This window comes from Shewanella sp. SW32, from assembly GCF_025653365.1.
GTDB classification, from domain to species: domain Bacteria; phylum Pseudomonadota; class Gammaproteobacteria; order Enterobacterales; family Shewanellaceae; genus Shewanella; species Shewanella oncorhynchi.
This window is the reverse complement of record NZ_JAKKSJ010000018.1, coordinates 104,270-114,492: the sequence shown is the minus strand read 5'-3', so window position 1 is coordinate 114,492 and position 10,223 is coordinate 104,270. Positions and strand designations below refer to the sequence as shown.

8 protein-coding genes and 1 pseudogene are annotated in these 10,223 nt (G+C 45.9%); all 9 read right to left on the bottom strand.

The genetic code is table 11. From position 1 onward, the window contains the following. Positions 1-754: pseudogene (locus L5M28_RS12695) on the bottom strand (flagellin); the annotation flags it as partial. A gap of 209 nt (positions 755-963) precedes the next feature. Continuing rightward, positions 964-2,172, bottom strand: coding sequence for a flagellar hook-associated protein FlgL (gene flgL, locus L5M28_RS12690; protein ID WP_263203486.1), 1,209 nt, complete (start codon positions 2,170-2,172; stop codon positions 964-966). Between the two features lie 11 nt (positions 2,173-2,183). Continuing rightward, on the bottom strand, positions 2,184-4,103 hold the full coding sequence (gene flgK, locus L5M28_RS12685; RefSeq protein ID WP_263203484.1) for a flagellar hook-associated protein FlgK: 1,920 nt from the start codon (positions 4,101-4,103) through the stop codon (positions 2,184-2,186). 40 nt (positions 4,104-4,143) lie between these two features. Continuing rightward, positions 4,144-5,286, bottom strand: coding sequence for a flagellar assembly peptidoglycan hydrolase FlgJ (flgJ, locus tag L5M28_RS12680; protein ID WP_263178792.1), 1,143 nt, complete (start codon positions 5,284-5,286; stop codon positions 4,144-4,146). A 17-nt stretch (positions 5,287-5,303) separates the two neighbouring features. Further along, the gene (locus L5M28_RS12675; RefSeq protein ID WP_006085641.1) at positions 5,304-6,395 is read right to left on the bottom strand and encodes a flagellar basal body P-ring protein FlgI; all 1,092 of its coding nucleotides are present in this window, start codon (positions 6,393-6,395) and stop codon (positions 5,304-5,306) included. 11 nt (positions 6,396-6,406) lie between these two features. Continuing rightward, the gene (flgH, locus tag L5M28_RS12670) at positions 6,407-7,081 is read right to left on the bottom strand and encodes a flagellar basal body L-ring protein FlgH (protein WP_028761204.1); all 675 of its coding nucleotides are present in this window, start codon (positions 7,079-7,081) and stop codon (positions 6,407-6,409) included. 11 nt (positions 7,082-7,092) lie between these two features. Continuing rightward, positions 7,093-7,881 (bottom strand): flagellar basal-body rod protein FlgG, encoded by a 789-nt coding sequence (gene flgG / locus L5M28_RS12665; protein WP_006085642.1) that lies wholly within the window; start codon positions 7,879-7,881, stop codon positions 7,093-7,095. Positions 7,882-7,891: 10 nt separating this feature from the next. Continuing rightward, entirely contained in the window at positions 7,892-8,635 is a 744-nt protein-coding gene (gene flgF / locus L5M28_RS12660) for a flagellar basal-body rod protein FlgF (protein ID WP_105251930.1), read from the bottom strand. 172 nt (positions 8,636-8,807) lie between these two features. Further along, a complete protein-coding gene (gene flgE, locus L5M28_RS12655) occupies positions 8,808-10,190 on the bottom strand; it encodes a flagellar hook protein FlgE (RefSeq protein ID WP_126491502.1) in 1,383 nt (460 codons plus the stop codon). Positions 10,191-10,223: the final 33 nt, after the last annotated feature.

Sequence of the window (10,223 nt, the reverse complement as noted above, 5' to 3'; positions counted from 1 at the left end):
GTTTACCTGTATCTGTTAGACTCAAACCTTTTAACGTAGTGCTGAGAGAGGCTTCAGCCTTAACGCCTGTGCCAGCCTTATTAATGTCATCTGCAACAGTAGTAACATAGGCATCTGCTCCAACCGCCACTGTTTTACCATTGATAGCAAAGCCAGCAACACCTGTAACAGTACCAATGGCCGTTGCTAAATTGGTTGTGGCCGCTTTACCGTATACAGTCCCTGCACCTGAAATGGTATTATTGCCGATCTTATTGGCAGCAACATCTCCCAGTGTCACAGAAATGGTTTCATTGGCATTGGCACCAACTTGGAATTTCTGAGTGCCATAAGTACCATCCAACAGCTTCTGACCACCAAACGAGGTAGTGTCAGAAATACGGGTCAATTCGGTCTGCAGTGCTGACAGCTCTTTTTGCATAGCTGCACGGTCTTCAGTTGAGTTTGAGCCGTTAGCTGACTGCAATGATAGATCACGCATACGTTGCAGAATGTCGGTAGAGGTTTGCATCGCACCTTCAGCGGTTTGCGCAATAGAGATACCATCATTAGCATTACGTTGTGCGACATCCAGACCATTGATCTGACTGGTCAAACGGTTAGAAATTTGCAGACCAGCGGCATCGTCTTTGGCACTGTTAATACGCAGGCCAGATGACAGACGCTCCATGGAGGTTTGCAAGGCGTTGTTGGCGCCGTTCAAGTTTTTCTGTGACTTCAGTGAGGTCACATTGGTATTAACAGTAATAGCCATGTTACATTCCTCTTCTAAGTTGGGTGCCAAGACGTGGAAGCCTGGCTAAATCTTGTTGCATGCAATGGCTGCAACTTGCTTAACTCTTTTTTAACTCTATTTGCTTAACTTTATTAGTTTAACTTTAAAGACTTAACCTTTAAGACCTTGATGCCTTCATCATTAAAGAGCGTCTTGTTTTAGCGCTTTCGGTTCAGAAGGCATTCGATCTAGATGTAATCAAACAGCGATACGGAACCCACTTTACTAAACACACTGGATACGGCATTGAGTGCGAGTTGTTGCTTCTCAAATTCAGTTATCGCAGTGGCATAATCAAGATCTTCCAATTTGGATAATGCCGAGGTGTTAATCAATTTTTCATCAGTGTGCTTATCAGTGTATGTTTCCAGTACTTTTAAACTGTTACCTGCTAAGCCCTGTTGTTGACTTATTTGTTTGACACCACTCTGTACATTATTCAATAACTGTGCCAATTCTGATTGACCTGAAGGGGTTTGTACTTGATCGCCATTTTCAAATAGGGCTATGGCCTTACTAAGAGTGTCGAAAATACTCACCTCAGACTCTTGATGAAGGGTAAAGCTGTCACCTATCTTTGGCTCACCTTCAATGTTTAGCGTTACACCGTCAAAATTGATTGAGGTTGAGGGGTCAAAAGGGGCAGCAGCTAAAATCACATTAGCAGGGGCTGCGGTATCTGTGACTTCCACATTAATGCCACCCGCACCATCATCTAAAAAATTAATCTTATAGTCGGAAAGTGAAGGCGTTACACCGTCAAGCTTGGCACTTGTGACACTGAAATCCCCTTGCTGGGGTGACGAATAATTGACGCTATAATCGCCCATTGCATTGGGTGATTTTATAAAAGCGGTATCTCCAGCCACATTGGTATTAAGCTGAATACCTGTAGCAATCATGCTATTACGAACGCCTGAGTCGCCTGAGTAAATAATTTGACCATTGTTATCGAATTCGAACGGTTTCGTGTCCGTTTTATTACCTGCAAAGAGATAGTTTCCCGATTCATCTTTGGTATTCGCAATCGTCAGTAATTGATCCAGACTTTTACGCAGATCATCGGCAATTGTTTGCCGCTCTGCCTCGGTCATACTGCCGTTTGACCCCCTTAGCATCATATCTTTCATGCTCGATACTAATGTATCCGCTTGGCCAAGTTGACTTTCGGTTTGTTGTAAGTGATTCGTTGCATAATCAATGTTCTTAATGAACTGATCGACGAGTGCATTTTTCTGATTCAGATTATCGATACCCTGCGACGCCACAGGATCATCACCGGCAGTATTGACTTTCTTACCACTGCTCAATTGGTCAAGAATTTTGCTGGTCGCCGTTTGCTTTTGCAGCACACTGGTAATGCTTTGATTAAAGATCTGCGCGGATGATAATCGCATAGTTAAATCTCCTAACGCACTGAGGATAATAAGGTGTCAAAAATCTGCTGTGCGGTCGTCATTATCCGCGCAGAGGCTTGATAGGCTTGCTGAAAACGCATTAAATTTGCGGCTTCTTCATCTAAGTTCACGCCCGACTCACTCTCTACTCGCGCATAAGCTTGCTGATACACGGCCTCAGCCGAACCAGTACGCACTTCGGCCGCTTTCGTTTTACTGCCAATATCGAGCTTAGTGTTCTCGAACACATCCGCTAAGGTCGATTTGCCATTATTCATCACTTTGCTTTCGCTCAATTTAGCCATAGCAACAGCATTAGAGTTATCGCCCTCGGCAAAGGATAAATCGAAGGTAAATCTGTCATTGCCTGCAGCCGCTTTGCTGTCAACTTCAAAGGTAAAGCCAAAAGCGCTGATGCTCGGTGGGGTATAAGCTGTAGCTGCCCCAAGTGATGTTCCTGCGGCATCAAATGCTTCATAGGTAGGTGGCAACACTGTGGTATCGAGCTTTATTGTCAATTCACTGCCCGTCACAGGGAAATTTGCGGCATTGCGATTGCCAATTTGAGTCAACTTAACTTGGGTATTACCCGAGTTAGCGGCATCTGCAGTAATCTTTGGGGATGCGGCGGCAATACCTTTAGGGTCTTTCATGACAACTTCAATGCCATTGGAGGCGCCCGCGGTCGGGCGAATGGCAAAACGATCCCCCGACGCCATCGCGCCCGCTTTTATGTCAATTGAAAATCCAAAAGTCGAGCCTGATAAAGTCAGCGGTGTTATCACCCCCGTTTCCGTATCTCTCAACTCATAAGAAGCTGGCGCAGTACTGACACATGACAGCTCGTAGGCACCACCAGTTAATAGACTGGTATCATCGATGGTGACGCCTAATGTTGCATTGCCCGTATTACCAGAAAAACCAGCTACACGACCCAAGGACATCAGAGGATCATTGATATCTTTGAAGATATTAGCGCCGACTTGCCCATTGAGGTCAATGCCTTGCGCTTGCATTTTGTTGAAGTTATCAGCCACGCCCAAAGCTAATTGGTCAAGCTCATGACCCGCGGGGATTAACGTCTGGTCACGAAAGTCAAACATAGCTCCTAGCTGACCGCCAAGTTTACTTGGGTCAACTGTGACGCTTTGCGAACCAATACTTGAATTAAGCTGTAACTCTTTGGGAAATGGGTTACCCGCTTGAGTGCCCATACTCATGGCAATCTCACCGGAAACTAGCATCACAGAGCCACCGAGCATAATACTCTTAGCGCCATTTTCTTGCGGGATAACATTCACTTGGGCGTACTGACTTAACTCTTGAACGAGTGCATCTTGCTTATCGAGTAACTGCGCATCTTGATTCGGTGACTTCATCAGCTCTAGGTTTAAATTTGCCAGTTCTGTACTGATCTCATTGATACGCTTAGTCATACCAGTGATCTGGTCATTGGTCTGATTAAGCTGGCCATTCAAATACGACTGCATCTGATTAAGACTGCTGGCAACTTGCTGTGCGTTTGTTAGGGTCGAACTCCTAATACCCAAATCTGCAGGTAAATCAGCCACACTATTCAGCCCCGAAAACAGGTCATTCAAGCTTTGTGGCACAACTTTACCTACCTGTGAAAACAGCTGATCTAACTCACTCAATTTACCGTAGCTGGCTTCGGCGGCGCTTAACGTTGTTTGGCCAATGCGTAACTCTCTTGCAGCATAGTCATTGTAGATACGCTTAACGTCATTAACGTAAGTTCCTGTACCATAAAAACTACTACCAAAACGCTGCGATTCAAGAGTCGACTGGGTTGCCACTTGTCTGTGGTAACCAGCGGTATTGGCGTTAGCTATGTTATTACTGGTAACACCCAGTTGCGACTGGGAGGCAAGCACCCCAGTTCGCGCTATATTCAGTAGATCAACGGCCATTAGTTGACACTCCTATGAACAAACAGGGTTGTAAGGTTCATCATTTGTCTTCTCCTGGCAGAATTGATTTCAGCTCTTCACTGATGGACTGCATCACTTTAATGACTTTTTCAGCATATCTAGGATCTGTGGCATAACCCGCATCCTGCAAAGCTCGAATAAACTGAGTTGGCGAAGCCGCCACTTTCTTCGCATCTTGATAACGATCGCCTTCGGCAATGAAGGACACAAAATCGTTGAAACTATGTTCAAAGTCACTGTAAACACGGAAGTCGGCTTTTTGCTGCACAGCCACACCGTGTTCGAATTCTAAGGTGCTGACGTTCGCTTTATCGCCTTGCCAACGACGATCAGCTTTAATATTGAATAGGTTATGACTTGGCGCGCCGTTATTGCCGCGAACAATTTTTTGTCCCCAGCCAGTTTCCAGTGCTGATTGCGCCAATAATACTTCTGGTTGGGTACCTAATGTTTTTGCAGCTTTTTCAGCATGTGGATATAAGGTCGCTAAAAATTCTTCTCGACTACCAAACCTGACAATCTTTTGGGTTTCCCTAAATGCTGCCGTCGGCAAAACTTGGCCGCTAATCACAGGTTCTACCACTGAAAGTGATTGTTCACTCCAGCTCGGCTTAGGCGTATCGATAGCCAGTGAACGATTAGGCGCATCAATGTCCATTGATGAATTGGCATCTTCAGCTCTATCCGGTTCAAATACAGGCCGAGCGATAGCAGCCGGCACACCATGATTTACAACTGTGGGTTCAACCACAGGAGCGGCTGAACTCTGCATAGGCACATTAAGCGCTTTATCGTCGTGGAGCATTTTCATGCCACCATCGTCACGCAATACCGATGCAGGCGTGAAATGACTGGTTTCAGGAGAGAGTTGCTGCACCATCATATCGGCAAGGCCCAATACACCTTTGTCAGATAAATCGACCGATAACTGCTGATCGCGCATCTGCTCGTAAAACTGAGTGTATTGGCTATTGAGTGGACTATCAGACTGAAAAACCGCATTGGCATCGCGCATACTTTTCATCAGCATTTGCACGAAAATACCTTCAAATTGTTGGGCGACCTTTTTCAAGGCGCCCTTCTCATCCTTCTGAGCCTGGGCGCGGAGTGAATCTAAGCCGCCCAGGTCAAGAAAATGTGATGAACTTGAAAGCTTTTCCATGATTTTCCCGACAGAAATTAGATGATGATAAGTTCACCATGCAAAGCTCCTGCCACTTTTAATGCTTCAAGTATTGCTAACACATCTGAGGGGGCTGCACCGACCAAGTTAACCGCTCTAACCAGCTCATCCAGCGTAGTGCCTGGATTAAACATAAACATACGGCGGTCACTTTCTGTCGCTGTAATCGTACTATTGCTAGTGACAGTTGTTTGACCATTGGCTAAGGCGTTTGGCTGTGAAACCTGGGTTGCCTCAGCAATCGTGACTGTCATGCCGCCATGGGTAATCGCCGCTGGGAGTAAACGCACGTTTTGCCCAACCACTATGGTTCCAGTACGTGAGTTAACGATCACTTTGGCAGATTCTTCTGCGGGAATAACATCGAGGTTTTCAAGCGTAGCTAAAAAAGACACCCGTTGTGATACATCACGCGGAGCACTGACCTGCACAGATGTCGCGTCTAAAGGACGCGCCATATCAGGGCCTAATAGCTCATTAATCGCATCGGCCATCCGTTGTGCAGTCGAAAAATCAGAACGACGTAAGTTAAACGTCAAATAATCGCCGGTTGAAAATGGGGTCGCCACACTGCGCTCGACAATCGCGCCATTGGGTATACGGCCAACTGTTGGAGTATTTTGAATCACCTTTGAACCATCTAAACCATCGGCACTAAAACCACTCACCACTAAGCTGCCTTGGGCTATCGCATACACATTACCGTCTACCCCTTTCAAAAAGGTCTGTAATAAGGTGCCACCGCGTAAGCTTTTGGCTTCGCCTAAGCTAGATACCGTTACGTCAAGATCTTGACCAGGTTTGATAAAGGCGGGCATATCCGCGTGTACGGCTACCACTGCAACGTTTTTAATTTTCGGTTTGACGTTGTCAGGAAGATTAATCCCAAAGTTTTTGAGCATAGTCATAAAGGTCTGCTCGGTATAACTGGTTTTTTCCCCCGTTCCCGGCAAACCGACCACTAAGCCATAACCAATCAACTGGTTACTACGCACACCTTGCACATTGGCAATATCTTTAATTCGTTCAGCCTGACTAGGTAGAGAAAACACTAGCATGGCAACGGCTAACACCAGTTTATATTTCATGATACGACTCCTTAGAAGGGCCACCAGTCGCTCATAAAGAACTGGCTTAACCAGCCCACTTTTTGAGCATCTGCGAAAGTGCCTGTGCCACTGTATTGGATACGGGCATTAGCCATTCGCGTTGAATCGACAGTGTTATCGGGTTTAATGTCCTGCGAGCGAACGAGACCAGTGACACGAATAAACTCATCACCATTATTAATTGAAATCCATTTTTCGCCACGGATCACTAAGCTGCCGTTGTTTAGCACTTGCATCACGTTTGCCGAGATGCTGCCATCTAGACTATTGCTCTGATCCGCATCCGATTCACGCTTAGTGTTCATGCTATCTTTGTAACGCAAATCAATTGGCACTCCGCCAATGGACACATTACTACCACCTGCAAAGATGGGATCTAAGCTCATATCTGAGCCTTTTTTGATCTGATTGCCTGCACTCTTCTTCGCCTGAGTCGATTCCTTCAATACGATAGTGATAATGTCACCGACTTTGTGGGCGCGTATATCCGAATACAAGCTAGATGCTTGGCTGTCTTGATAAATAGAGCCTGTTGCGGCAATTTTTGTCGGCGGCGCCTCTGGATATACCGGTGCGTAAAAGGGATCATCCGCAAGGGGTTTCTTTTGCGTCGAGCTACAAGCTGCAAGCAATAACGCGACGGCCAACACAAGATATCTAGCCATGATGTTTGCCTCTATAAATTCTGAGTCACATAAGACAGCATCTGATCTACCGCTGAAATCACTTTAGAGTTCATCTCGTAAATGCGCTGACTTTCGATAAGGTTCACCAGTTCCTCGGTCACGTTAACGTTAGAGGTTTCTAAGGCGCCTTGACGAATCGCTCCCATGCCATCTAACGAAGCGGTACCTTGAATTGGCGTGCCGCTCGCACCGGTTTCCGTATATAAGTTTTGTCCCATAGGATCTAGACCCGATGGATTAATAAAATCCGTCATAGTCAACTGACCCACGACTTGGTTCTCAGCAGTACCTGGGGTTTTCACTGAAACTTCACCCTCCGCGGAAACGGTAATACTGGTCGCATTGTCAGGAATCGTGATCGCGGGTTGCAGCAAGTAGCCAGAACCGGGTGTCACAATCTGGCCCGTATCGTCTAAGGTAAACTGACCATTTCGGGTATAGGCCGCAGTACCATCAGGTAGCTGGATTTCAAAAAAGCCGGGGCCTTCAATCATCAAATCCAATGAGTTATCCGTAGTCAGCATGTTGCCTTGGGTAAACATTTTCTGCGTGGCGACGACTTTGGTACCCGCCCCTATGTTTAACCCATTAGGTAACTTAGTGTTAGAAGCGCTGACACCGCCCGCTTGGTTAACTGTTTGGTAAAGCAAATCTTCAAATACTGCGCGGCTTTTTTTGTAGCCCACAGTGCTGGCGTTCGCCACGTTGTTCGAGATCACCGCAATGTCAGTTTGCTGTGCGTCTAAGCCAGTTTTACTAATCCATAACGCCGGATGCATAATCTATCTCCTAACTAATACGCATTAATGAGGATGAAGCGCGATCATTTTCTTCCGCGGTTTTCATCATCTTGACTTGCAATTCAAACTGACGCTGAAGGTCAATCAAAGACACCATTTCATCGACTGGATTTACGTTACTGCCTTCCACTGCGCCACTTTCAACTGCGACGAAAGGATCAGCTGGTGCTGGTTCGCCTGACATTTGTCGAAATAATCCATCTTCACCACGCATCATCTGCGCATTGCCGGGATTAACTAACTTCAATCTAGCCACTTCTTCTATCACTTCAGCAGTCGCCCCCTGAGGGCGAACAGACACTATGCCATCCTGTGAAATTGACACTTTATCAATAGGTAATGGCAGCACTATCGGGCCAGCGTCCCCCATCACGGGATTGCCTCTGTCGTTATACAACATGCCCGTCGCATCGAAACTGAGACTACCTGAACGGGTATAAGCTTCACTGCCATCTTTTGCCTGCACGGCAAACCAGCCGTCGCCTTTAATGGCAACATCGAGATCTCGTCCAGTGGTTTTTATGGGGCCTGAGCGAAAATTAGCTGACGGAGATTCTGTCATCGCAAATACCCTGGAAGGCAACCCTTCACCGAAGGCTTGCATTGAGCGAGCTTGTGCCATATCGGATTTAAAACCGTCGGTATTAGCATTGGCTAAGTTGTTCGCACGGAGCGCCAGCTCATTCATATTTTGCTTAGCGCCACTCATGGCGACATAAAGGAATTTGTCCACAGACTGCTCCGTCAAATTTTCTACATGACAATAGCAAAGCAAGCATCGTGCCAATAAAGTTGACGTTTAATTTACTGATAGAATTGAAGAATAAGGAAATGAAGAAAATTGACAGCAGGATAAAGGCTAAGTGTTGCCACTGGCGGCAACACTTAGTCAAACAATGTAATGATTAGCGGATTTGTAATACGGTTTGTTGCAGTGTGTTGTTCACTTCAAGGGTACGAGAGTTCGCTTGGAAGTTACGCTGCGCCGAAATCAAATCGACCAGTTCAGTGGTCAAATCGATATTCGATTGCTCTAACGCCGATGAACTGAGACTACCAAAAGTTCCACTATTGGGCTCACCCGCTAACGCAGGACCTGAAGCTAAACTGGCTTTCCACGACGTATTCCCCACTTGCGTTAAACCTTGTTCGTTAGCAAAACGAACTAAAGCAACCCGTGCTAAAGCAACGTTCGAACCGTTAGAATAGCTTGCTGTAATTAGGCCATCAGCACCAATTTCAACGTTAGTTAAACGACCAACCGTCGTACCATCTTGTTTCAATTCAGTCGCCGCAAAAGGATCTGCATATTGCGTTGGCGCATTGAACTTCACTGTTAATGCTTGAGTGCCATCCGCTCCAGCACCTAATACACCAGCTGGTTTATTACCAAGTGGCGCCGTAGTAATAACTGCAGGATTACTGTCAATATAGGCTCCAACTGAGTTAAACTTCAGCACCGCCCCCGTCCAGCCACCAGCAGTTTGCGCTGAAACACCACCACCGCCCGCAACAGGTGGCACATCTGGACTACCGTCACCATCAGTATCCACATCGTATTTACCTGCAGGGCCATTTAAATTTACAGGTTTATTATCAATAGCATAATAAGCCACCCAATTACTCTCACCATTATATGCACCGTCTTTAGGCTTCACAAAGTACGTGGTCATGATGTGGCCCTCACCGAGTGAGTCATAAATAGTCATTGAAGTGACATTGTTATAAGTTTTTGGATCGGTGTGGTCAAATAAAGCAGGATCTAGGGCTTCAGCTTTAGCATTTAAGTTCATTTGTAAAGTAACATTCTCAGTCTTTACTGGACTACCTGCAGTATCGGGAATTTGTACAGGCTTAGCCGTGGTTAAACTCACAGATGTTGAGTTGCCGTCTTTATCCACAGGGAAAGTCTGTAAATAATTACCAGCCGAATCCACCATGTAATTATTAGAATCTACTTTAAAAGCGCCTGCACGGGTGAATGCGTGATCTAATGTTCCTAATTCAGAGGACGTTACAAAGAAACCACCACCTTTGATTGCCAAGTCGAGGGAGTTATTCGTCAGTTGTAAGCTGCCTTGATGGAATTGCTGTGCCACTTGACTCGTTGCAACACCACCACCAACAGCAGTTTTAGCATTTGAAAAAATAGAATTAGCGTACACATCCGCAAATTCAGCACGGGACTCTTTAAAGCCAATGGTGTTCGCATTAGCAATGTTATTCGCCGTAGTGTTTAAATCTTTCTGCGCGGCAGCAATGCCACTCAATGCAATGTTAAACGACATAATTCACCTCTACACTTGACTTAATTCATTGAT